21 protein-coding genes are annotated in these 24,078 nt (G+C 63.5%); 14 read left to right on the top strand and 7 right to left on the bottom strand.

The features are described 5' to 3' along the window. Window positions 1-10: 10 nt before the first annotated feature. On the top strand, window positions 11-1,111 hold the full coding sequence (locus HBA54_RS12295; RefSeq protein ID WP_167224883.1) for a TIGR03032 family protein: 1,101 nt from the start codon (window positions 11-13) through the stop codon (window positions 1,109-1,111). A 203-nt stretch (window positions 1,112-1,314) separates the two neighbouring features. On the opposite strand, the gene HBA54_RS12290 is transcribed toward HBA54_RS12295, so the two are convergent. Together HBA54_RS12290 and HBA54_RS12285 are read right to left on the bottom strand one after the other, a co-directional pair. Beyond that, entirely contained in the window at window positions 1,315-2,271 is a 957-nt protein-coding gene (locus tag HBA54_RS12290; RefSeq protein ID WP_167224881.1) for an aldo/keto reductase, read from the bottom strand. Next, complete coding sequence (locus tag HBA54_RS12285) at window positions 2,271-3,110, bottom strand: alpha/beta fold hydrolase (protein ID WP_167224879.1); 840 nt, start codon at window positions 3,108-3,110, stop codon at window positions 2,271-2,273. Before HBA54_RS12285 ends, HBA54_RS12290 begins: the two co-directional genes overlap by 1 nt. Window positions 3,111-3,193: 83 nt before the next feature. Between HBA54_RS12285 and HBA54_RS12280 the strand changes: the two genes are divergently transcribed. The 5 genes from HBA54_RS12280 (at window position 3,194) to HBA54_RS12260 (ending at window position 8,501) form a co-directional block, all read left to right on the top strand. After that, window positions 3,194-4,441 carry a TRAP transporter substrate-binding protein gene (locus HBA54_RS12280; RefSeq protein ID WP_167224877.1) on the top strand — a complete coding sequence of 416 codons (1,248 nt, stop codon included), beginning with the start codon at window positions 3,194-3,196 and terminating at the stop codon, window positions 4,439-4,441. A gap of 133 nt (window positions 4,442-4,574) precedes the next feature. Then, window positions 4,575-5,867, top strand: a complete 1,293-nt coding sequence (locus tag HBA54_RS12275) for a TRAP transporter large permease (protein ID WP_167224875.1) — start codon at window positions 4,575-4,577, stop codon at window positions 5,865-5,867. A 2-nt stretch (window positions 5,868-5,869) separates the two neighbouring features. Beyond that, on the top strand, window positions 5,870-6,445 hold the full coding sequence (locus HBA54_RS12270) for a TRAP transporter small permease (RefSeq protein ID WP_167224873.1): 576 nt from the start codon (window positions 5,870-5,872) through the stop codon (window positions 6,443-6,445). A gap of 105 nt (window positions 6,446-6,550) precedes the next feature. Next, on the top strand, window positions 6,551-7,441 hold the full coding sequence (locus tag HBA54_RS12265; RefSeq protein ID WP_167224870.1) for an NAD(P)-dependent oxidoreductase: 891 nt from the start codon (window positions 6,551-6,553) through the stop codon (window positions 7,439-7,441). 37 nt (window positions 7,442-7,478) lie between these two features. After that, the gene (locus HBA54_RS12260) at window positions 7,479-8,501 is read left to right on the top strand and encodes a LacI family DNA-binding transcriptional regulator (protein WP_205944605.1); all 1,023 of its coding nucleotides are present in this window, start codon (window positions 7,479-7,481) and stop codon (window positions 8,499-8,501) included. Window positions 8,502-8,508: 7 nt separating this feature from the next. On the opposite strand, the gene HBA54_RS12255 is transcribed toward HBA54_RS12260, so the two are convergent. The 5 genes from HBA54_RS12255 to HBA54_RS12235 form a co-directional block, all read right to left on the bottom strand. After that, the gene (locus HBA54_RS12255) at window positions 8,509-9,510 is read right to left on the bottom strand and encodes an ABC transporter ATP-binding protein (protein WP_167224868.1); all 1,002 of its coding nucleotides are present in this window, start codon (window positions 9,508-9,510) and stop codon (window positions 8,509-8,511) included. Beyond that, window positions 9,507-10,499, bottom strand: a complete 993-nt coding sequence (locus HBA54_RS12250) for an ABC transporter ATP-binding protein (RefSeq protein WP_167224866.1) — start codon at window positions 10,497-10,499, stop codon at window positions 9,507-9,509. The genes HBA54_RS12255 and HBA54_RS12250 overlap by 4 nt, the downstream gene beginning before the upstream one ends. Before the next feature lies 1 nt (window position 10,500). Then, window positions 10,501-11,343 carry an ABC transporter permease gene (locus tag HBA54_RS12245; RefSeq protein WP_205944604.1) on the bottom strand — a complete coding sequence of 281 codons (843 nt, stop codon included), beginning with the start codon at window positions 11,341-11,343 and terminating at the stop codon, window positions 10,501-10,503. A 10-nt stretch (window positions 11,344-11,353) separates the two neighbouring features. Beyond that, a complete protein-coding gene (locus tag HBA54_RS12240) occupies window positions 11,354-12,277 on the bottom strand; it encodes an ABC transporter permease (protein WP_167224864.1) in 924 nt (307 codons plus the stop codon). 103 nt (window positions 12,278-12,380) lie between these two features. Continuing rightward, window positions 12,381-13,958, bottom strand: a complete 1,578-nt coding sequence (locus HBA54_RS12235) for an ABC transporter substrate-binding protein (protein WP_167224862.1) — start codon at window positions 13,956-13,958, stop codon at window positions 12,381-12,383. Window positions 13,959-14,305: 347 nt separating this feature from the next. Here HBA54_RS12235 and HBA54_RS12230 point away from each other — a divergent pair, with 347 nt between their 5' ends. The 8 genes from HBA54_RS12230 (at window position 14,306) to HBA54_RS12195 (ending at window position 24,062) form a co-directional block, all read left to right on the top strand. Then, the gene (locus tag HBA54_RS12230) at window positions 14,306-15,319 is read left to right on the top strand and encodes a ketopantoate reductase family protein (protein WP_167224860.1); all 1,014 of its coding nucleotides are present in this window, start codon (window positions 14,306-14,308) and stop codon (window positions 15,317-15,319) included. 523 nt (window positions 15,320-15,842) lie between these two features. Beyond that, on the top strand, window positions 15,843-16,967 hold the full coding sequence (locus HBA54_RS12225) for an ABC transporter substrate-binding protein (RefSeq protein WP_167224858.1): 1,125 nt from the start codon (window positions 15,843-15,845) through the stop codon (window positions 16,965-16,967). 69 nt (window positions 16,968-17,036) lie between these two features. Beyond that, window positions 17,037-17,969 carry an ABC transporter permease gene (locus HBA54_RS12220; RefSeq protein ID WP_167224856.1) on the top strand — a complete coding sequence of 311 codons (933 nt, stop codon included), beginning with the start codon at window positions 17,037-17,039 and terminating at the stop codon, window positions 17,967-17,969. Further along, entirely contained in the window at window positions 17,966-18,796 is an 831-nt protein-coding gene (locus HBA54_RS12215; protein WP_167224854.1) for an ABC transporter permease, read from the top strand. The genes HBA54_RS12220 and HBA54_RS12215 overlap by 4 nt, the downstream gene beginning before the upstream one ends. A 4-nt stretch (window positions 18,797-18,800) precedes the next feature. After that, a complete protein-coding gene (locus HBA54_RS12210; protein ID WP_167224852.1) occupies window positions 18,801-19,904 on the top strand; it encodes an ABC transporter ATP-binding protein in 1,104 nt (367 codons plus the stop codon). Between the two features lie 2 nt (window positions 19,905-19,906). Continuing rightward, window positions 19,907-20,578, top strand: coding sequence for a TetR family transcriptional regulator C-terminal domain-containing protein (locus tag HBA54_RS12205; RefSeq protein WP_167224850.1), 672 nt, complete (start codon window positions 19,907-19,909; stop codon window positions 20,576-20,578). A gap of 38 nt (window positions 20,579-20,616) precedes the next feature. Further along, window positions 20,617-21,969, top strand: a complete 1,353-nt coding sequence (locus HBA54_RS12200) for a flavin monoamine oxidase family protein (RefSeq protein WP_240932648.1) — start codon at window positions 20,617-20,619, stop codon at window positions 21,967-21,969. Further along, a complete protein-coding gene (locus HBA54_RS12195) occupies window positions 21,966-24,062 on the top strand; it encodes an oxidoreductase (protein ID WP_167224846.1) in 2,097 nt (698 codons plus the stop codon). The genes HBA54_RS12200 and HBA54_RS12195 overlap by 4 nt, the downstream gene beginning before the upstream one ends. Window positions 24,063-24,078 lie beyond the last annotated feature (16 nt).

Below are 24,078 nucleotides of genomic sequence, written 5' to 3'. Positions count from 1 at the left end.
TGGTGCAAGGATGACCGAGACGGCGATAGCGGCGAGCGGCGCGGCCCAGGTGACCGCCCAGGCGACCAAGGTGGAGCTGTCGGCTTCGCGGCAGTTCCCCAGTTGGCTGGCCGAGCAGAAGACCAGCCTGGCCTTCACCACCTACCAGGCCGGCAAGCTGTTCCTGATCGGCCTGCAGCCCGATGGGCGCCTGTCGATTTTCGAACGGACCTTCAACCGCTGCATGGGCCTCTGGGCGGCGGGCGACAGTCTGTGGATGAGTACGCTCTACCAGCTCTGGCGCTTCCAGAACGCGGCCCAGCCGGGCCAGGCGGCAAACGGCTATGACCGGGTCTACATCCCGCAGATGGCCTATACGACCGGCGATCTGGACATCCATGACGTCGCCGTCGATGCCGAGGGGCGGGCGATCTTCGTCAACACCCTGTTCGGCTGTCTGGCGACGGTCAGCCCCGAGCACAGTTTCATTCCGCTGTGGCAGCCGCCCTTTCTCAGCAAGCTGGCGGCGGAGGACCGCTGCCACCTGAACGGCCTGGCGATGGAGAACGGGCGGCCCCGCTATGTGACGGCGGTCAGCCAGTCCGACGTCGCCGACGGCTGGCGCGACCGCCGCAACGACGGCGGCTGCGTGATCGACGTGGCCTCGGGCGAGATTGTTGTTTCTGGTCTGTCGATGCCCCACTCGCCGCGTCTGCACAACGGGCGGCTCTGGTTGCTGGATTCAGGGACCGGGTATTTCGGCTATGTCGATCCCGAGAAGGGGAATTTCGAGCGGGTGGCCTTCTGCCCCGGCTATCTGCGCGGGCTGAGCTTCATCGGCAACTTTGCCGTGGTCGGCCTGTCGCGGCCGCGCGGAAACCGCACCTTCAGCGGCCTGGCGCTGGACGACAACCTGGCCAAGGCCGACAGCGACGCGCGCTGCGGTCTGATGGTGATCGATCTGAAGAGCGGCGATATCGTCCACTGGTTGCGTATCGAGGGCGTGGTCGAGGAACTTTATGACGTCGTGATCCTGCCCGGCGCCGTTCGCCCCATGGCGCTCGGCTTCAAGACCGACGAGATCCGCCGCATCCTCAACGTCGGCGAGCCGGGGGCCCTGGTGCCGAACTGACGCAATCCCCGAGGTTTGTCTGGGAATCGTCTCGCCGTTCGCCCGTCCCTAAAAAGCCAGCAGCGTCCCCCTGTAACCAGATCCAATTAGCGCCAAGATAGTCGTCGAGTTAGAGCAGTGGTTTGTCCAGTATCGGCAAAGCCTGACTCGGCTCGCATGCCACAGCGTCACGGGCCAACTTCGGCTCGAGTGTCCATTCGGCGTCAGGTCAGATTGACGAGGCTTGCCGCTTCGGCCCGGACGCGGCCGGCGAGCGAAGGGTCGGGCGGCACGTCGCTGCACATACCCAACAGCTGTTCCACCTGTTCTTCGGTATTTATGCCGACGATGACGCTGGCGCAATTGGGCGACAACAACGGAAAGCGAAGGGCGAACTTCGTCAGCCCTTGTTCGGCAATCTCCGGGAATGCCTTCATTAACGCGGCCCGCTTCTCGAACGCTGCCGCGTACTTGGCGGCCTTCAGACGATGGTCGTGCGGGACCGATGCGTGATCGGCGTAGCGGTCGGTGAGAACACCCTCATAGAGCGGGCGGATGGCGAGAAAGCTTCGTCCGTCGGCCTCCAGCATATCGGCAACCGGTGAAAGCTCTACCTCCAGCAGATTGTAGTAACCGATGAGGCATTTGAAGTCGGCCGATGACATCATGGCGGCCGCTGCGCTTTGAGGGAAGTAAGGGAAGGTTGCGAGTTCGCCGACCTTACCCGCCTGCGCCAGGCGCTCGTGGGTTTCCCGCAAGCCGTCGATACACCTTGCCAGCAGCGGCAGGCGGTGGGTCTCGTCATGGGGCCGGATACGCCACATCCATTGGACCAGCGCGATTTGTTCACAGCACAGTTCTTTGAGGGCTTCGTCGATGCGCATCTCGTACTTCCGCCCATCGAAGGCGCCATCGTCCCAATCCGGAACCGGCACCTTGATTACATGATGAAGGTCGTTGCGGGCGGGATGGTCCGACAGGACGCGGTTCATCAGCCAGCGCACACCGTACTCGTAGCTGGAATGGACGAAGTTGATGCCCCCGTCCAGGGCCGCCCGCATGGCGCGTTCGTGTACCGGCAGGAGTGGATCGCTGGGTGTGGTGGCAAGGCGCATCGGGCCATAGCAAAGGACCGACACATCGAGCGACGTGCCGCGAAGACGGCGGTAGGCAATCGACATCAGACAGCTTCCTTGAGGGCGATGGCGTGGGCGAAGGCGCTGAGATCACCCACGAAGCGGGCCGGATGCTCAGAGTGGAGGGCGTGGCCCCCATCTGGATAGGTGACGACCGTAGCGTCCGGGATCTGGCCGACCAGCTCGTCGACGTCCTCCTGGATGCGGAACAGGCGGTCGTGCAGGCCGGTCAGCACCAGCGCTGGAACGTTCAACTCGGCCCAAGGGTAGTCCCAGTCTGCCTTGTGGACGCCATCGGCCAACCGCCGACGGGGGTTGTCGGCGGGCCAAGGCGTGTAGCCCTCATCGGGCAAATGGGTGGGGCGGAGCAGCGCCAGTTGGTCGCGACCGGAGAGCACCGGGCGAAGCACGTCGAGCACGAGCGGCATGCCGCCCATGGCGATAAGCCGTGCTTCCAGCGTGTTGATCCACTCCACCTGGGCGTTTGGTTTGCGAAGGGTGTTGATAAAGGCGATTCCGCGTGCGTCGGCGCCCTGCCGCAATGCCTGGGCACCGAAGAGACCGCCGATAGAGAGCCCCACCATGATCGGCCGTATCGGTGACTCGGTCCGGAACACGCGCACGATGTCTGCGATGATCTCAGCGGGCTCAAGCACGGCATCCGGCCCGAAGCGCGTCTCACCCTGACCGCGATAATCGAACGACAGCGTGCCGAACCCCTGTTCGCGAAGGGCGGGGGCGATGGCGGCCTCCCAAGCCGCAGTCGTCGCGCCCATGGAGTTGAGAAAGACGAAGGTCGCCAGACCTTCGCGTGGCCGGGCATGGAGAACGTGGATGGCGTTGTCCTCGTCGATCGTCACGAATCCTGGTGTTGGCGTGGTCATCTTGCTTCCTGGTGTAGTGACGATCGATGAGTAGGTCATGTTATCGATAACATGTCCCCCTCATCGTCAGTCAACTCTTTATCGTGAATGTCCAGAATGCAGCGCGTTGTGACGGCCGGCTTGCCCCAATCTGTGCTGCCGGCAAACCGCGATGGCGGACCTCTGCTCCAAACCCCGATCGAATTCACCCTGCTTGGAAAGCATTTGACGGCACTCCCGATATCTGGAATGTTATCGATAACAATCAATGCGCCGAATCTCAACTCGGCCGCGAAACATCAGAAGAGGGAGGACATTTTATGACGATTGGAAAGCTGCACCTTGCGGGCCGTGCCTTGGCCTTTGCGGCAACCACGGCGCTTGCCAGCGGTGCCATCGCGCAGGAGGTCGAGATGACCTATGCGCACTCAGAAAACCCCAGTTCGGTCACTGCGGCGGTCGCCTTCGAGGCTATCGTGGAGGGGCTCTCGCAGGGCGAAATCCAGGTCAACCGCGTCATCCATGGCGCGCTTGGGAGCGACCGGGACGTGGTCGATCAGCTTCGCCTCGGCGAGCTCGACTTTTATGTCGTCGGTGTCCATGGCCTGTCCGCTGTCGCGCCGGACTTTCAGCTGTTCGACGCGCCCTTCGTCTTCAAAAACCGCCGCGAATTCTACAGTCTCATGCAGGACGAGACGCTGGTTTCTTACCTGCGCGACTATCTTCTGGAGAAAACCGGCGGCACCATCCGCTTCGAGGGGGCTGCGGAAAACTCCGTGCGCAACCTTTACACCAAAGCCGGTCCCATTCAGACGCCGGATGATCTCGGCAGTGTGAAACTTCGCGTACCGCCCGGACCGCTGAACATTGCTGTGTGGCAGGGGCTTGGCGTGGGCAACGTGGTCGGCCTGTCCGGTTCGGAGCGTAACCAAGCACTACAGACCGGCCTTATCGACGGTGTGGAGGGCAGCCTTTCCGGCGCGGTCGGCAATGGTCACCTCGATATTCTGGACCATGTCACGATGACCGGCCACAGCTACTCGTACATGGCCTACCTTCTGAACAACGACTTCTATGAAGGCCTGTCTGACGCGAACAAGGCGATTCTCCAGGAGGCTATCGACCTTTCGATCATCGTCCAGAACGGATCGGCGATGTCGGAAGAGTTTGCCGCGCTTGAGAAGCTGGCATCCGAAGGCAAGTCCATCACCGTGCTGTCGCCCGAAGGCCTCGGCCAATGGCAAGAGGTTGCCTATCCCATCGGCCAGAAATTTGTCACCGAGAATGTTGATCCGACATTCCGCGACACGGTGATCGGCGCGCTCGAAGGTGTTCGCGCGAAGCTGAACTAGCAACGCCCCGCGATGGCTTGAAGGTACTCTGTGCCTTCAAGCCACGACGCGCCCACCTAGGCGCATTTGCTTTGACAAGCGCATCGCGGATACCCGCGTCCTCACCCCCTGTCAGCCCACGAAAGGATGCGTGATGGTCGTAGCAATCATGCTGCTGGCATTGATCGTGGGCGTCCTGATCGGGTTGCCGATCTTTGCGGCGATGGGCCTCTCTACCCTGGCGCACTATCTTGAGACCGGTCGCGAGTCCACGCTGATCATTCTCAACCAGCGCCTCTTCGATGGCGTCACCTCGTTCACTTTCCTGGCTGTGCCGATGTTCGTCCTTGCCGGCGAAATCATGGTCCGCGGCGCGCTGATTGACCGCCTTCTTGATGTGGCCCGCGCCTTCGTTGGTCATCTCCAGGGCGGCCTCGCACAGGTCAATATCCTATCCAGCGTGTTCTTCGCGGGCATCTCGGGGTCCGGCCAGGCCGACATCGCCGCAATGGGTTCCACGATGATGCCGGCGATGGAGAAAGAGGGCTATCCGCGCGGCTATGCGGCCGCGGTCACGGCCCAATCGGCAACGCTGTCGCCCACGCTCCCGCCCAGCATCGTCATGGTCGTCTACGGCGCGGTGTTCGGTGTGCCGGTGGGGGCGCTGTTTGCCTCCGGGATCACCGTCGGCGCGTTCATGGCGGTGGCCTATATGATCCTCGCCTACTTCATGACCAAGAAATACAAGATCCCCAAGCACCCGCGCGCTTCGCTCGCCATGGTGGGACAGAGCCTGCGCCAAGGCGTAGTGCCGCTCGGCATGCCGGTCATCATTCTGGTCGGGATTTTTGGCGGGATCTTCACCACCGTGGAGGCGGCCTCCATTGCCGTACTCTATGCGGTGATCGCCACGATGGTCATCTATCGCACCGTCTCGGTGAAGGATCTCGGCGGCATTCTGATCTCCGCGTCGATTACCTCCGCCGCGGTGGTCATCATCTCAGGCGTGGCGCTGTCCTTTTCCTACATCGTCGCCATCCAGAACATTCCGGAAGTCGTTCTGGATGCGATGCTGTCACTCACGAAGAACCCGAATGTGATCATCGGAATGATCATCTTCATCCTGCTTGTCGCGGGCATGTTCGTTGGGCGCACCGCGAATATCCTTTTGTTCGGTCCCATCATCATCCCGATCTTCTATCAGTTCGGCTACGCGCCGGTGCACACGGGGATCATCATCATCATCGTGCTTGGTGTCGGGCATCTGACGCCGCCGGTGGGCGGCGCAATCCTCACCGCATGTCTCATCGGCCGCGTCTCCATGGGTGAGATGATGAAATACATGTGGCCGGTGATCATCCTCGAAATAGTTCTGGCGATCATCATCTTGCTGTATTCGCCGCTCTCCACCGCGCTGCCGCGCCTGTTCGAGCTGGGAGGGGTGTGACCATGAATGCTGATACGCACCGCGGGAAAGGCGCGCTCGACCGCGCCTTCGCCCTATGGGACCGGGCCACAGGCTGGGTGGACCTTGCCGCCCGCTGGTTCATGGGAGCTGCGCTTCTGGGCATTCTCGTGATGCTCGTGTTCCAGGTTCTGGTGCGCTACATCCTGCCGTTCCCGGTGCCGTGGGTGGAGGAGGTGGCCATCTACCTTTCCGGCTATGTGGCCTTGGTGGGAATGTCGGTTTGCCTGCGCGCCAGCTTCCACCTGGAAGTGACGCTCCTGGTGGAGCTCTTGCCGGAGCGGGTTCGGCTCGTCCATGTGGTGCTTCTCAACATTCTGGTAGCGGCCTTCGCGGTCTACCTTATCAAGTACGGGGCGAAATTCGTGGCGCTCGGCGCCGGCCAGACCACGCCCTCCAGCTACCTGATGGTCTCGCACGCCCGCGCGGCCTTGCCCATTGGCGGCACACTCTTGCTGCTTCAAGCGCTGACGATGATGGGCCGCGCGGTGATCGCGTTGCAGAAGCATAAGGCGGGGTCCGACCAGCCGCCCGCCGGCGGTCAGATCACCGACGTATAACGACGAGCGGGGCGGCTTCAGGCGGTTCCACCGCCGGGTCACCCCGACACGCAAATGCCCTTCGCGCGGCGGTGCCCCGACTGGCGAACGTTGAGGAGGTTTAACATGCCAAACAAAGTTGCACTCATCGGATGCGGTGCCATGGGTGGGGCAATCGGGACACGGCTCGCGGAAGTCGGCGAGACCCTTACCGTATTCGACCTCAACAGCGCCGCGATGCAAACGCTGGTGGACAAGGGCGCGCTGGCGGCATCCTCGGCGGCCGCAGCAGCCGCTGCGTCCGACGTCATCATCTTGAGCCTCAACTCGGCCGAGATCGTGCGTGCGGCCGTCTTCGGCGAAGGCGGTGTGGGGGAGGGGGCCAGGCCCGGCTCGCTCATCATCGATATGTCCTCCATCGATCCAACCAGCACCAAGGCGCTCGCGGCGATGGCCGCGGAGAAGGGGCTGCGGTGGCTCGACTGTCCCCTCTCGGGCGGCGCGCCGAAGGTGCTGATCGGCGAGCTCACGGTGATGGCCGGCGGGACGGCGGAGGATTTTTCCGCGGCGCGCATCGTCATGGATCATCTCTGCGCCAACTTCACCCACATGGGCCCATCCGGCGCGGGGCAGACCACCAAGCTCATCAATCAGGTGTTGTGCGGGTTGGGTTTTATGGCCGTGGCGGAGGCCACGCGTCTCGCGCAGGACGCGGGCGTCGATGCGGAAAAGATTCCGGTCGCCCTGAAGGGCGGTAGGGCCGACAGCGCGATCCTGCAAGAGTACATGCCGCGCATGGCGGTGAAGGACTACGCGCCCACCGGCCGAATCGCCAACATGGTCAAGGACCTCAACGGAGCGCAGGATCTTGCCCGGCTCACCAACACGGCCATGCCACTGACCGCCCTTTGCGCCGAGGTGCACCGGCTGATGACGGCGGCCGGCCTGGGCGACGCCGATCAGGCGGCGCTCATGGAGTTTTTCGAGGGGCCGGACCCCGAAGGGATTCCGACGTGACGCCGCACTGCGGGGTCTGCTGCGCCCGAGAACCCCGATGAGCACCTCGCGACGACCCACCATGTCCGATGTCGCCCGCGTTGCGGGCGTATCGGTCATGACGGTCTCGCGGGCGCTCAAACCCCAGACGCCGGTCAGCGAAAGCACCCGCGCCCGCATCGAGGCCGCTGCGGAAGAGCTTGGCTATGTCCTGAACAGCACCGCCGCCGGGCTCTCCTCGCGCCACTCCGGTTTCGTAGCGATGACCGTTCCCTCGCTCAACAACTCCAACTTCTCCGACACGGCGCGTGGGCTGACCGAGGGGTTGCGCGGCAGCGGATTCGAGCTGCTGCTCGGCTATACCAACTACGACATGGCCGAGGAGGAGCGCCTGATTGCAGCGTTCCTGCGCCGTAGCCCCGAGGCGATCGTGGTCACCGGCGGCGCACACTCGGCCCGCTGCCGTTCGCTCTTGAAAGCAAGTGGCGTCCCGGTGATCGAAACCTGGGATCTGCCGGCCGATCCCATCGACAAAGTGGTCGGCTTCTCCAATGCCGAGGCCGGCCGCCTCATGGCTCACCATCTTCACAGCCAGGGGCATCGCAAGTTCGGCTTTATCGGTGGCGATGGGATGCGCGACACACGCGGTGCCGACCGCCGGCGCGGTTTTCTGGCGGCACTTCACGAGCTGGGTGTTACGGAGGACCGGGTGTTGAGCGAAGGCGACCCGCCGCTCTCCATGGGCGAAGGCGCCGCGGCGATGACCAAGCTCCTCGACCGCTGGCCGGACACGAAGGCGGTGATGTGCGTCTCCGACCTTTCCGCCTTCGGCGCCATGAGCGCGGCGCAGAGGTGCGGCCTGTCGGTGCCGGCGGACATCGCTATCGGCGGCTTCGGTGCCTACGACATTGCGAAGTATGCTCTGCCCGATATCACCACACTCGACATGAGCGCCGAAGACATTGGCCGAAAATCTGCCGAGATGATCGTGGACGCTCTCAGTAAGGGCGGTCCGGCCAGCCTCCCGGATCGGATCGAAATCCCCTATAAGCTGATCGTGCGCGGCAGCACCGCCGCCTGAAGCTCCGCTATAATGCGCTGGGCGCTCCTGCGGCCTCTGCCAAGTGGCAGGCGACTGTGGCGCCGGCGTTGCCGACCGCAGTCGTTCGCGGCTCCTGCGTGGAGCAGATCTCGCCGATCACACTCTGGCAGCGCGGATGAAACGGGCAGCCGGAGGGCGGCGCGAGCGGCGACGGCAGCTCCCCTTTGAGGATGATAGGCTTGTGCGTGCCGTCCACGTCCAGCGGCAGCGAGGCCGAGAGCAGGGCTTGCGTGTAGGGGTGTACCGGCCGCTCGAACACATCGTCCGTCGGTCCGAACTCCACGAGCCGTCCCAGGTACATTACCGCTAATCTGTCAGCCATGAACCGGGTCGTTCCAAGGTCATGGGCGACGATTACGTAGCTGCAGTGGAACTCGTCTTGAATGTCCTTGAACAGGTTCATGATCTGCGAGCGGATGGATACGTCGAGGGCCGATACCGGCTCGTCGAGGATCATCAGACTCGGCCGCGCGATGATCGCGCTCGCGATGGCGATGCGCTGGCGCTGACCGCCGGAGAACTCGTGCGGATAGTTGCGCGCGGCGTCCAGGGGCAGCCCAACAGCGGTGAGCGCTTCGTGGACCCTGCGCTCCAACTCCGTGCGGGTGAGCCGCTCGTTGATCACCAGCGTCTCGGCAACGATGTCGAACACGCGCATGCGCGGACTGAGCGAGGCCCAGGGGTCCTGGAACACCGCCTGAACGTCGGTGCGGAACCGGCGCAACGCCTCGCCGGAGAGACCTTCAAGGTCGTGACCATTGATGCGGATCCGCCCTGACGTCGGCTCCAGCAACTTGAGCAGCATGCGGGCGAGCGTGGTCTTGCCACAGCCGGACTCTCCCACCAGCGCCATGGTCTCGCCGCGGGCGAGCGAGAAGCTGACGCCGTCCACCGCCCGCAACATCGCGGCCCCGCCGCCAAACAGTCCGCGCGAGACGGCAAAGTGACGGGACAGATTTTCGACCTCGACCACCGGCTCGTCGCTCATGCCCCGCGCTCCTGTTTCCAGCAACTCGCCCGATGGTCGCCGGACCCGCTGAGGCCCGGCGAGGGGCTGGGCGCAAGGCTGCGGCAGGTGTCGTCGGCATAGGGGCAGCGGGGGGCGAAGCTGCATCCGACGCGCGTCTGGGTAAGCTTTGGCGGTTGGCCGTCGATGGCGTAGAGCCGGTCGACCTTGCGGTTCACCGCCGGCACGGAGTTGAGGAGCGCTTCGGTGTAGGGGTGGGAGGGCGCCTTGAAGACGTCGCGCACGGTCCCTTCTTCCACGATGCGGCCGGCGTACATCACGATCAACCGATGGCAAAGGTTGGCGACAATGCCGAGGTCATGGGTGATGAAGATCATCGCCATGCCGGTCTCGGCCTGGATCTCCTGCAGGAGCTGCAAATACTGGAGCTGAATGGTGACATCGAGCGCAGTGGTCGGCTCGTCCGCGATGATCACGTCGGGCGCACCGGAGATGGCGATGGCGCCCACCACACGCTGCTTCATTCCGCCGCTCATCTGGTGCGGATAAGCGTGGACGCGCCGCTCGGCATCCGCGACGTTCACCTTCTTCAGCATCGCCACCGCCCGGGCAGGCAGCGAGCCGCCCGCGCCCCTGCGATCGTTGATCCGCAGCGCCTCGATCACCTGGTTACCGACGGTGTGGAGCGGGTTCAGCGAGGTGTGCGGGTCCTGCAGGATCATCCCTAGGCGGCTGCCACGAATGGCGGTCATCTCAGCCTCGCTTTTGCTAACCAGATCCTCGCCGCGCAAAAGTATCTCTCCGCCAACGATGCGGCCTATGGGGCGCGGCAGAACCCGCATGATCGACAGCGCCGTCATGGACTTGCCGCAACCCGATTCTCCCACAATCCCAAGGGTTTCGCCGGCGCTGACCGAGAAGCTCACGTCGTCCACCACCGGCAGCGGTCCGGCTTTCACCATGAGATGCGTTTTCAGGTTTCGGACCTCTAGAACAGGCTCGCCGATCATGTCACACCTGCCGTAGTTTCGGGTCGAGCCGATCGCGCAACCAGTCGCCCAGAAGGTTGACCGACAGAACCGTCAACAGGATCGCAAGGCCCGGGAAGAAGGAGATCCACCAGCTCGACACGATGAGCTGCCGCCCGTCGGCCACCAACAGACCCCATGCCGGCGTCGGCCGCGGGATGCCGATGCCGAGAAAGCTCAGCGTCGCCTCCAGGATGACCACGACGCCCACCTGCAAGGTCGCGAGGACCACGATGGTGTTGACGATGTTGGGCAGAATGTATTTGCGCAGGATGCGTAGGTCCGATGCGCCGGCAACACGCGCACGGGCGACAAAATCCGCCTCGCGCAGCACCAAGGTCTCGGCGCGCACCTGCCGAGCGAAATAGCCCCAGATCACAAAGATCACCACGAAGATGACGAGTTGGAAGCTTGGGCCCGACAGCGTCGCCAGTGCCAGCGCAAGCAAAATGCTGGGGAGCGCGAAGGTGATGTCGACCACGCGCATGATCACGGCATCGGCCATCCCGCGCAGGTAGCCGGCGATGAGGCCGAGCGCCGTCCCGACCGCCGCGCCCAGAAGAATGCCCACGATGGAGATCGACAACGCATATTTTGCGCCGTGGAGGATCCGGCTCAGGATATCGCGGCCCAGCCGGTCGGTCCCCAGGATGAACTCGGTCGTGCCGCCGAAGAAGAGCGGCGGCTCCAGGCGGTTCCGCAGATAGGCCTTATAGGGGTCATGGGGCGCGATGAGGTCGGCGAACAGCGCCGGTATCACCAGGACCACTACGAGAATGGTCAGCGAGATCACCGGAAGGCCGTCGAAGAAGGGGCGCTTGCGCATCGGTTTCCTCCTAGCCCTGATGCCGGATGCGCGGGTCGATCACCGCGTAGAGGATGTCGACCAGGAAGTTCGCCAGCAGGAAGAACACCGCGAAGAACATCACCACCGATTGCACCACGGGAAAGTCACGCCCCCGGATCGCATCTATGGCGAGGAGCCCTGCACCTGGCCAGGCAAACACGGTCTCGATCACCACCGAGCCGGTGAGGAGGGAGCCGGCCAGGACGCCGAAATAGGTGATCGGCACGATAGCAGCGTTGCTGAAGGCGTGGCGCCAGACGATGGCGCGTTCGCTCACCCCCTTCACGCGGGCAAGCTTGATGTATTCCGCGTCAAGCACCTCAAGCATCGCCGAGCGGGTGAGGCGCGTCAGCGCCGCGATCTGGAACCAGGCCATGGCGATAGCCGGCAGAACCATGTGGGTGACCCCGCCATAGCCGGAGGTGGGAAACCAGCCTAGGATCACGGCAAAGACCCACATCAGCACAAGCCCCAGCCAGAAGGCCGGAAGCGACTGGCCAAGCAGCGCGATGACACTCGCCACCGCGTCGATGGACGAGCCTTTGCGCACCGCCGCGACGACGCCAAGCGGGATCGCCACCACCACGCTGATGAGAAGCGCCAAGCCACCAAGCTGAAGGGTTGCGGGAAGGCGGTCGATCACCACCTCGGCGGCGCTGCTTCCCTTCCACTTGGTGCTATCGCCGAAGTCACCCAGGGCCGCGTTCTGCAGAAAGGTGAAGTACTGGACGTGGAGGGGGCGGTCGAGGCCAAGCTCGCGGGTGAGGTTGTCGATCTGCGCCTGCGTGGCATCGTCTGGGAGCAACGCGTCGATCGGGCTGCCGGTGAGGTGGCTGAGGCTGAAGACGATCAGCGTGATCACCAACAGCGACAGCAGCGCCTGAAGAAATCGCGTGGTGATGAAGCGCGCCATTCGCAAGAGGCCTCCGCGGTGAATGGTCTTCTGCGCCGGCAGAAAAGGCGCGCCGCAGCCGAAAACAGGCCGCCGGCCGCAGCCGGCGGCCCGCTGTCAGCGTCTACTCGTTGACGTCGACGTTTTCGAAGTGGCTGAAGCCTACCGACGTAACGCCCGGATAAAGCCATCCCTCGATGGTCTTCGGATTGACCACCACCTCAGCGGAGATGCTCGCAAGCGGCACGACGGCATACTGGTGGAAGACGCGGTCGAAGATTCCGGCGGCAAGTTCGTTGCGGCGGTCCGGGTCGGTGGACTGCATGTACTCGTCCATCAGCACTTCGACTTCGGGGTCTTCGTAGTTGTTCCGCGGGCGGCCGGCGGCGGAGTAGTAGTTGCGGATGCCTACCGCGCTTGGCTTCACCGGCATGTTGCGCATGGGGTGGAACATCTTGGCCGCACGGGCATTGCGCAGCCCGCCAAGCCCGGCCCAGTCCATTTCCACGATCTCGGTCTGGAAACCGGCCTCCTCAAGGAAAACCTGCATCAGCTCGGCCATCGTTGGGAACTCAGGATTGCCGGCAAGGTTGGAGGAGAGGATCGGGATCACCGGGTTTTCGAACTTGTCCGGATAGCCGGCCTCCGCCATCAGAGCGCGTGCCTTGTCGAGGTCGAAGCCGTAGGCCGCGTCGAACTTGTCGGCGAGTGCCTGACTGTAGCCTTCGTGGCGGGGGTCCATGGCGAACACGGGCAGAACTTCGGCGCGGCCGTCATAGAGCACGTCGATCATCGTATTGCGGTCGATGGACCGGTTGATGGCCTCCCGAATGCGGATGTCGAGCCAGGGCAGGCTTTTGTCGAGCGCCTCGTCACCCGGCTGAAGAAAGGTGCCGTTGAACAGCATCGCTGTTTGGTTGGAGGCACGCGTCGAAGGGATCACCGCCATGCCGGCAGCAATGGCATCGCCCTGCACTTCGCGCGGCAGCACCGCGATATCGGCCTCGCCGGCGAGGAGTCTTGCGAGCCGTGTCGCCGGCTCGGCGACGAACTCCAGTTCCAGCCGGTCATAGCCGACATCCGTGCCGGACCAGTGGCCTTCCACCTTTTCGAAGTTGAGCCCGCGGCCCACATCCCGGCTGGCGTATTGCAGCGGTCCGCTGCCGGCGGGCTTCGTGTCGTAGCCCTCAAGACCTTCGGCATCGAACTGGGCTTTGGAGTAGATCACCAGCGAACCGCGTCCGCCGTGGACGAAAAGGAAGTCCACCTGGGGCGCCGGCAGCGTGAACTTGACGGTGTGGTCGTCGATCGCCTCGGCGACGGCACCTTCGAGCTGGCTTATGCCGTTCAGAATTGAGTCCGGTCCGGTGTGAAGCTCCAGGCTGTGCACCACGTCCGCCGCGGTTACGGGGCCGTAGCCGAAGTGGAACTCGGCGTTCGGTTTCAGCTTGAACGTCCACTCTGTGAGGTCGTCGTTGTTGGTCCAGCTTTCGGCAAGGCCGCTGTTGTCGAACGCGCCGGTCTCGGGGTTGTGGCCGACGAGACCTTGCAGTGCGGGGCCGAGCGCGAAGTCGCCGGGCGTGTTCCAGTAGCGGTTCGTCTCCACCGCGGGGGGCGTCATCGTCATGGTGACTGTCTGCGCCAGCGCAGCAGGCGCTGCCGCGGCGAAAACAAGTGTCGTTAAGGTGATGGCTCTCAGCATTGTATTCCTCCCTGAATTGACACCGTGAATTGTGGTGTGGCGCCGTTACCGGTGACGGGATCCGCCTTGGCTCTCGCGCTTGTTGTTATCGATAACAGTTATCGATATCATTTACTAGTTGACGTCTTCCCCGACGTCAAGGCGAGGCGCAGGCCGAACTGGAATGTTGGAGAGCAAACCCTACACAGGCGCGTAATTTGGGCCAATAGGCTGATAGCCCAGCATTTAGTCCTATAGCAGCCGGTTTTCGATCAGTTAATCCAGCCGCCCGGTCAGTGCCGGAGCCGGTAAAATCGGGATGAATTCATGATGAACCCCATCAAAGCACTCAAACGGCGGATTCTTTCATGCGCGTGATGATCGTAGGCGCTGGCGCCATCGGAGGCTTCTTGGCGGCGAAGATTCACCAGGGCGGGCATGAAGTGTGCGTTGTCGCGCGCGGTCCGCACCTGGCGGCAATTCAGGCGGATGGACTGCGGCTTCGCAGCCCGGACGGCGCCGAGATCATCGCAAAGGTTGCCGCGGACGATGGGCCCGAACGCTTCGGATCGCAGGATCTGGTGATCACGACGCTCAAGGCACCGGCGCTACCCTCGATGCTGCCGCGCCTTGGCGCGGCCCTTGCGGCAGGGGCACCGCTCGCGGCGGCGATGAACGGTGTCTTCTGGTGGTACGGCCACGGCTTCAAGGTCGGCGGCCAGGAGGCCGACACGCGCCGGCTCGACCCCGATGGCGCGCTCGCCGCGATCCCGCCGCAGCGTGCGATGGGAATCGTCATCCACTCTACCAACGAGGTGATCGCTCCGGGTGTGGTGCAAAATCGCAGTGCCAAAAACCGGTTCGTGATCGGTGGCCCGACCGCCGAAAGCATGGCAACGGCGGCAACCATCGCCGATGCGCTGAACGGCCCAGGATTGACCATGTTGGCCGATGCGGACATTCGCCGCGTCATGTGGCGCAAGCTCTTGCGCAACCTGTCGTCGGCCCCGGCCTCCGTCCTCACCGGCGGTGAGGCCTATGATGTGTTGAACGATCCGGACGCGCGCAGTGTCGCCCAAGCGCTCTTTGCGGAGGGTGCCGCCGTTGCTGCCACCCACGGCTTTTCGGAGCTTGCGCAGGAGGCGCCCGACGTGTTCCGCGTCGGCGGTGGCGCGCGCCAGAAACCGTCCATGAGCCAAGACGTCGATCGCGGCCGCCCCATGGAGATTGATACGATCCTGCGGAGCGTCCAGGATTTTGCCCGGCAGTGCGCCGTGCCGACACCGACGCTTGATACTGTGATCGCGCTGGTGCTGCTGCGCGCGCGCCTCGTGGGTGCCTATCCTCGCCCCCCTGCGCAGCAACCAGCGGATGGGCAATGAGCCCCTGGACCAATTACGGCTGTTTGATGCCAGGTTTTGATGGTGCAGAGTTAAAGCAATGCACCATCAAATGCCGGGACTAAACACCTAGATCGGATCATGTTTTGACGGAACCACTTTGTGGTTGCGCCAAAACATGTGAATCCGATCGCCATCAAACAGTTAGAGCAGATTCACCCGGTCGCCAGATATCCCAGGAGATCGCCTCCGGCGATTCCATCCGACCGGGTTCTGCTCTAGTTATGGACGTCCCGCCGAAGGCATGGCGCGCGATACACCGCAACCGGGCGTGAATAGCGGCACAAGTATCGCTTTCTTTCGCCTGGAAGTCCCAGAGCCGGCTCGTTCGGAAAAAACTTGACTGCGACAAGATGTCAATTCAACATTGAATGAATGATCATTCAGTGGTGTCGCCTGCTGTTCCTGGCGACGATACCGAGGCGCTGATAACCGGATAACAAGAGATGGCGGCCATAGAGAAGCCGCCACCGGCCAACAACAACGAACAGCGGGGGTATAGATCATGGACGTCGTCGACCAACTAAACGCGGTCAGATCCGGAAAACTGAGCCGGCGGGCCTTCAGCCGCTCGCTCTTGGCAGCTGGGGTCGGGCTTGCCGCCATGCCTCTGGCGCCGCGTCGGGTACTGGCTGCCGAGGGGGAACAGGGAACCTTCTTCACCTGGGGCGGGTTCGATGTCCCCGAGCTGTTCGGGTCCTACGAGGCCAAGAACGGGACACTTCCCAACTTCTCGATCTTTGGCGGCTCCGAAGAGGCGCTGACGAAGATGCGGGGCGGTTTCGTGGTCGATGTCGCGCATCCCTGCAACGCGGGCCTGAACCGATGGGTCGCGTCGGGGCTCTTCCAGCCGATTGACACCTCGCGGTTGTCGAACTGGCCCGACGTCATTCCCGAACTCGCCGCTATCGAAGGCAACATGAGCGCGAGCGGCAAGCCGTGGCTCGTTCCCTTCGATTGGGGCCAGACCTCGATCACCTATCGCACCGACATCTTCGAACTGGAGGGCGAGGAGAGCTGGGATATGCTCTGGGACGAGCGCTACGCCGGTCGGCTCGGCTCGCTTGCCTCCGGCGGGGACGCGTGGTGGTGCGGTGCGATCAAGGCCGGCGTCGGTTTCGACGATATCACGACCGACGAGGCCTTTGAGAAGATCGCGGCCGTGATGCGCGCGCAGCGCCCACTGATCCGGGTCTACACCGACGACACCACCACTCTTGAACAGGCGTTGTCGTCGGGCGAGATGGCGGCGGCGATGACCTGGAACAGTTCGGCCGTGCTGTTGAAAAGCGAGGATGTACCTGTGCGCTTCGCCCAACCCAAGGAAGGGGCACTGACCTGGGTCTGCGGCCCTATGATCCACAAGGATGCGCCGCACCTCGACCGCGCTTATGACATCATCGATTCCCTCCTCAGCGTCGAGGCCGGCCAATTCATGATCAACGATTACGGCTACGGGCATTCGAACCAGAAAGCCTTCGATGCCTTCGACGACGAGACGCTGGCCGGCCTGGGGTTGAGCAAGAACCCGGTAGATATTCTTAACGCCGGTCATTTCATGGTCCCGCAGTCCCAGGAGTGGGAAACACGGATGAACGAGACCTTCGAGATGATCAAGGCGGGATTCTGATTCGATGCCCGGGCCCGCAGGATTTCCGCGTGGTCGTCGGGAGCGATTTACGGGGGCGGTCGGCCAGGTATGATTGACGCCCCCCTAACCGGCACGCGGCCCGCCGTCGTGCAGGAGCGGCGTCCAGGACGGTTGGCCGGCCTTTTCCATCGCAGCGAATCCCTGCGCGGCTACACGATGCTGTCCCCGACCATGCTGGTCATGGCGGTGGGGATCCTCGCGCCGTTTATCATCCTGCTGGCGATGAGTTTCTGGACCCGGCAGGGCTTCGAATTCGATACGACGCCGACCTTTGCGAACTATGCCCGCGCCATGAGCGAGCCGATCTTCGGCGCTTTCCTTGCCCGCTCGTTCTGGGTTTCCGGCATCGCTACCGTGGCGACCGTTCTGCTGTGTTATCCCATGGCCTACTACGTCGCCTTTCATGTCCACAGGAACAAGATGCTGTGGATCGTCCTGATGACGCTGCCGTTCTGGACCAGCTATCTGCTGCGTGTCTTCGCCTGGAAGGTGATCCTGGGCTATGAGGGCGTTATCAATTCGGCACTTCTCAGCATGGGCCTAATCGATGCGCCCCTCGAGTTTCTTCTCTACAGCCAGACTGCGGTGATCATCACGCTGGCCCATGCCTGGGCGGCTTTCGCGATCCTGCCGCTCTATGTGTCGTTGGAGAAGATCGACCGCTCGCTCCTCGAGGCAGCGACCGACCTGGGCGATGGTCCGGCGTGGCGGTTCTTGCGCGTCACCCTGCCTCTGTCGATGCCGGGCGTGATTGCCGCCGTGTTCCTCATCTTCATCCCGACGACGGGCGACTTCATCACGCCCGCGCTGCTCGGCGGGCCGGACGGTGCGATGATCGGCAACCTGATCCAGCTGCAGTTCGGTGCGGTCAACAACTGGCCCATGGGCGCGGCGCTTTCGATCGTTCTGATGCTCTGGATCGCGACAGTGGCGCTCGTCTTCCTGCTTGTGACCCGCAAGGCGCAGGAGCGACTGGCATGAGCGACGTCTCCTACATCCGCCGTCCGAATCGTCTGTTGCAGATCTACGCCTGCATCTTCCTGATCGTGCTTTACGTGCCGGTACTGTTCATTCCGCTCTTCAGCTTCAATGATTCGATCTATGTCCGGTTTCCGTTGCAGGGCTTCACGACCAATTGGTATGCGGACCTCATGCGGCGGGACCCGCTTTGGGCGGCACTGATGAACAGCCTGCGAGTCGGTCTGTCTGTGGCGGTGATCTCGACTTTTCTCGGGGTGCTTGCCGCGCGCGCGATCACCCGATATCGGCTGGCCGGGCAAAACGCGCTCGTCGCCTTCATAATGCTGCCGCTGGTCATTCCGGGCATCATCTTCGGCGTGGCTCTGCTGGTGCTGATGAGCCGGATGGGCGTTCCGCTTTCCCTCTACACAGTCGCGCTCGGTCACCTGATCGTCTGTCTTCCCTTTGCGGTCGCCACGCTCCTTCCACGCTTCGAAGGCTTTGACCGGTCGATGGAAGAGGCCTCGGCCGATTTGGGCGAAAACCCGTGGTGGACCTTCTGGCGCGTGACCTTCCCGATCGTCTATCCCGGAGTGGTTGCCAGCTTTCTCCTGACCTTCACCATCTCGTTCGATGAGTTCATCATGGCCTTTTTCCTGTCGAGTACGGACGCGACGCTGCCGATGTACATCTGGTCGCAGTTGCGCTTCCCAAGGGAATTCCCGTCGGTGCTGGCGCTTTCGTCGATCATTCTTCTGGTTTCTTTCGCGCTCGTGTTCCTGGCTCTGCGGATCGGGCGTCTGGGAAGCGTGCGCAAGCCGGGCGCCGGCAGCAACGGAGCGGATTGAACCCATGACGTCGACAGATGCCTTTATCGCGATCCGCGAGGTCGAGAAGTTCTACGGTTCGTTCCAGGCCATCGCAAACGTGTCGATGGATATCCGCCACGGCGAGTTCTTCTCGCTGCTCGGTGCGTCGGGTTGCGGCAAGACGACGCTTCTGCGGATGCTCGCGGGATTCGAAAGCGCCTCGTCGGGCGAAATCTGCATTGACGGTCAGCCCATGTCCGAGGTGCCGCCCTACCTCCGACCCGTCAACATGGTCTTTCAAAACTACGCGATCTTCCCGCACCTGAATGTTCGGGACAATATTGCCTACGGTCTGCGCAGGCTGAGGCTGCCGCGCTCGAAACGCCACGAGATGGTCGAAGAGATACTCGATCTGGTGAAACTTCCAGGCTACGGAGATCGCCGCGCCAACGAGCTTTCGGGGGGGCAGCGTCAGCGTGTCGCGCTGGCGCGGGCGCTGATCCTACGCCCCAAGGTGCTCTTGCTCGACGAACCCCTGGGCGCCCTGGACAAGCAGCTGCGTGAGCAGATGCAAGTGGAGTTGCGCCGTCTCCAACGCTCGGTCGGGATCACCTTCGTCTTCGTTACCCACGATCAGGAAGAGGCGCTGACCCTGTCGGACCGCATTGCCGTGATGGCCGGCGGTAGAGTGTTGCAGGTCGATACGCCGAGCCGACTCTATGAAGCGCCCCGGTCCCGGGAGGTTGCGAACTTCATCGGTACCATGAACTTCCTTGGCGCCCGCGTTGTTTCTCGGGCGAACGGGCATCTGCGGCTTGATATCGAGGCGCTGGGGCAACTGGATCTGCCGGCTGGCGGGACGCCCCTCTCCGAGGGCGACCGTACTTGCGTGGCGATTCGGCCCGAGAAGATCACCCTGCACAAGGACCGGCCGGGCGGAGATGCGCCCGCGCTGTCCGGTACTCTTGAGATGACCACCTATCTGGGCGAGCGAAGCCATTTCCATGTTCGTGTTCCGGGCTGTGACAATTCCTTTTCCGTCTCCGCGCAGAACAATACGATCCAAGGTGGTGAGGGTCAGGCATCCGGCCGCCCGGTGTGGCTGACGTGGCGCGACGATGCGCTGTTCGTTCTGGGAAAGGATTAGGCGTGGGCATAGAAGCGGCAAGAGAAGTGAAGCTGCGGCGTACGGCACCGAAGGAAGTGCGGCGCCAACAGTTGATCGAGGCAACCATGGATTCGATCGCTGAGAACGGTATCTCCGGCACCACAATGGCGACCGTGACCCGCCGTGCGGGCCTGTCGATGGGCATCGTCAGCCTGCATTTCGAGAGCAAGGAAAATCTGCTGACCTCGACGCTCCGGTATCTTGCCGAGGAGCATCGGGCGGTGTGGGTCGCCATCCAGAAGGACGCCAGCCTCGAACCCGCAGAAAAGCTCTGGGCGATCATCGACGCGAATTTCCATCCTCGCGTTTGCACACCACTGAAGATCGCCGTTTGGTTCGCGTTTTTCGGTGAGGCGCGCTACCGCGATATTTACCGGTCAATGGTTGAGGACTTCGACACCGAGCGCGCCTTGGCAGTCGAAGAGTTGTGCCAATTTGTCAAGGATGAGGGCGGCTATGAGGGTGTCGATCCGCATGCGCTGGCCCAGTCGATCGAAAGCCTGGCGGACGGACTCTGGCTTAATCTGCTGCTTTATCCCAAATGGATCTCGCTCGAACAGTCGAAGGCACAGATCTTCGACCTTCTGGTGACCCACTTCCCGCGTCACTACACAGCCGATGGGCCCATCGCGGCGGGGGGTTGTGCAAAATGAGCGGCTGGCAACCAACACGGAGGTCCTTTATGGCAGGCTTGGCTGGTAGCTTTGGGTTGCCGTTGGCGGCGCGGGCGCTGCCGGCGTCCCCCGACGTCGTGGTTATCGGCGCAGGCGCCGCCGGCATTGCCGCCGCGCGGCGGCTGATCGCCGGCGGCAGAAGCGTTATCGTGATCGAGGCCGCGGACCGGATCGGCGGGCGCGCCTACACCGAGAGTACGACTTTCGGCGTGCCCTACGACCAGGGATGCGCCTGGCTCCAAGGGCCGGACGACCTGCCGCAGGTCTCGCTCGCGCGGGAACTCGGGTTCAAGCTGGTCGATCACGACAACGCACGCGACGTGCTCTTTTCCGGGAACGGCCGCGCCTCTCGGACCGAGCGGCGTCAGTACGACCGGGCCTTTGCGCATCTCGAAGATGCGCTCGAAGAGGCCGAGGGGGACGTGGCGGCTTCGACGGTCGTGCCGTCGGACATGCCGCTGTCGGCCGTCGCTCAGACCTGGATGGGGCCGCTCGACTTCGGCGTCGATCTAACCGATCTTTCGACCGCCGATTACAACGTCTACGCCGATGAGGAAGTCAACTATCTCGTCCGCGAAGGCTTGGGAACCTTGGTCGCCGGGTTGGGGACGGGTTTGCCCGTTCAGCTTGGCACCGCGGCAACCGGCGTGGACTGGAGCGGGGATGGCGTGCGCGTCGAAACCACGGCCGGCACGATCGAGGCTCGCGCCTGTATTGTGACGGTCTCCACCGGGGTGCTCGCCTCGGGCGCTATCCGTTTCACGCCTGAATTGCCGGCGTCGAAAGCGCAGGCGATCGATGACGTGCCGATGGGGCTTCTGACGAAGATCGCGCTGCAGTTCGATGGCGAACGCTTCGGCCTGACCGAGAGCGACTTCCTGACCTACGTGATCCCGAACGAGGTGCCCGCTGAGGCGTGCTATTTCCTGACCTTCCCCACCGGCTGGGACATTGCCGTGGGCTTCGTCGGTGGCAGCTTCGGATGGGATCTTTCGCGCGCCGGCGAGGCCGCGGCGGTGGATTTTGCCCTCGGCGAATTCGTCAAGATAATGGGCAGCGATGCACGCCGCCACTTCGTCAAGGGCCATATGAGCGACTGGGCGGAGAACCCGCTGACGCTGGGCGCCTATGGCGCCGCGCGCCCCGGCCGGTTCGATGCCCGTGCCGTGCTGGCCGAACCGCTGGGCGACCGGGTGTTCTTTGCCGGAGAGGCCGTGGCCGGCCCCTATATCGCGCTCTGTTCGGGTGCGCATCTGAGCGGCGATGCGGTGGCTGAATCCGTCACCGCGATACTGGACGGGCCGTCCGGTTGCGGTTCCTGCGACGCGCGCGGCAGGCAGCGTGTCCGCATCAAGGAAACCCCGGAATGACAGGGTACGGCAAGGATAGTCGTACCTCCGCCCGCGATAAGCGCTACGACATACTGTTCGAGCCGGTCAGGATCGGCCCGGTCACGACGCGCAACCGGTTCTACCAGGTGCCGCACTGCAACGGCATGGGGCGGGCCTATCCCTCGTCGATGGCCGAGATGCGCGGTGTGAAGGCCGAAGGCGGCTGGGGTGTGGTCTGCACCGAACAGGTTGAGATCCACCATACCTCGGAACTCAGTCCCGTGATCGAAGGGCGGCTCTGGGACGATGCCGATCTGCCGGTCTTTCAAAAAATGACCGACAAGATCCATGAACACGGCAGCCTTGCAGGGATTGAGCCCTGCTATGACGGGCTTGCGACGCCCAATCGCTACAGCCGCGAGATCCCGATGGGGCCCTCCGCCCGCCCGGTTACCTACCTGGAGCCGGTTCAGGCCCGCGCGATGGACAAGACGGATATCCGCAACCTGCGGCGCTGGTATGTCGACGCAGCCAGGCGCAGCCGCCTCGCCGGGTTCGACATTATCTACGTCTATGCCGGGCATGACCTGAACGCGCTGTCTCATTTTCTGTCGCGCCGCTGGAACGACCGGGGCGACGAGTATGGCGGCAGTCTGGAAAACCGGGCGCGGCTCCTACGCGAGGTGCTGGCCGATACCAGGGAGGCCGTAGGCGACACCTGCGCGGTTGCCCTGCGCTTCGGCGTCGAGGAGTTGCTCGGCGACGCGGGGTTCACTTCCGGGGGCGAGGGGCGCGAGGTGGTCGAAGCGCTGGCCGAGATTCCTGATCTCTGGGACGTGAATGTCAGCGACTGGAGCAATGACAGCGCGACTTCGCGCTTTGCCGCTCAGGGGTTTCAGGACAGCTATGTCGCTTTCGTGAAGAAGGTCACCAGCAAACCGGTCGTCGGCGTCGGCCGCTATACGTCACCTGACGCCATGGTGGCGCTGATAAAAAGCGGGGCGCTCGATCTGATCGGGGCCGCCCGCCCGTCGATTGCCGACCCCTTTCTGCCCAAGAAGGTCGAGGAGGGGCGGGTCGAGGACATCCGCGAATGCATCGGCTGCAACATCTGCGTCTCGGGCGATTTTCTGGCCACGCCCATGCGCTGCACGCAGAACCCGACCATGGGCGAGGAATGGCGCAAGGGCTGGCATCCCGAGCGAATCGCGCCCAAGACCTCGGAGGACAGCGTGCTGATCGTCGGCGCCGGGCCCGCCGGGCTGGAGGCGGCCCGTGCGCTCGGACAGCGGGGCTATGCGGTGACGCTTGCCGAAGCCGGCAAGGTGCTGGGCGGCCGCGTCGCGGTCGAGAGCCGGCTCCCGGGCCTGTCTGAATGGAAGCGCGTCGCCGATTACCGCGAATACCAGATCAACCAGATGGTCAATGTCGAGACCTACCTCGACAGCCGGCTCACCGCCGAGCAGGTGCTGGAATTCGAGGCCGATCACGTGGTGGTCGCCACGGGTGCCCGCTGGTGCACGACCGGGGTGGGGCGGGCCAACACGGCGCCGATCCCGGTGGCCGAGGAGGCGCGCATCCTGACGCCCGACGACATTGCGGCAGGGCCGGTACCGGACGGGCCGGTCGTGATCTTCGACGACGATCACTATTTCATGGGCGGTCTGCTGGCGGAACTGCTGCGCGGCAAAGGCCATGAGGTGACGCTGGTCACGCCGGCGGCGGATGTTTCGCACTGGACACACAACACGCTGGAACAGGCCCGCATCCAGAAGCGCCTCATTGAGATGGACGTGCGCATCCGGCCGCTGCACAGCGTCGTTGCCCTCGGCAGGGATACTGCCACGCTCCAATGCGTCTATACGGAGCGCCGCCATGAGATTGCCTGCAGTACTTTCGTACCCGTCACCATGCGCCGCCCGGTGGACACGCTCTACCACGAGATTCTGCGGCTGACCGGTCCCGGGGAAGCACCCGCGCCGAAATCGCTTGGCCGGATTGGCGACTGCCTTGCCCCGGGAACGATCGCGGCGGCCGTCTATGGCGGGCACCGCTACGCGCGCGAACTGGGCGAGCCGGTGACGGATGCCGTGCCTTTCCGGCGCGAACTGCCGCAGCTCGCAACCAACTGATTGATACAAGAGTTGA

The organism is Pelagibius litoralis (assembly GCF_011683915.1).
GTDB classification, from domain to species: Bacteria; Pseudomonadota; Alphaproteobacteria; order Kiloniellales; family Kiloniellaceae; genus Pelagibius; species Pelagibius litoralis.
Note: the sequence above shows the minus strand (reverse complement) of the source record. Positions and strands in the feature narration are given on the sequence as shown.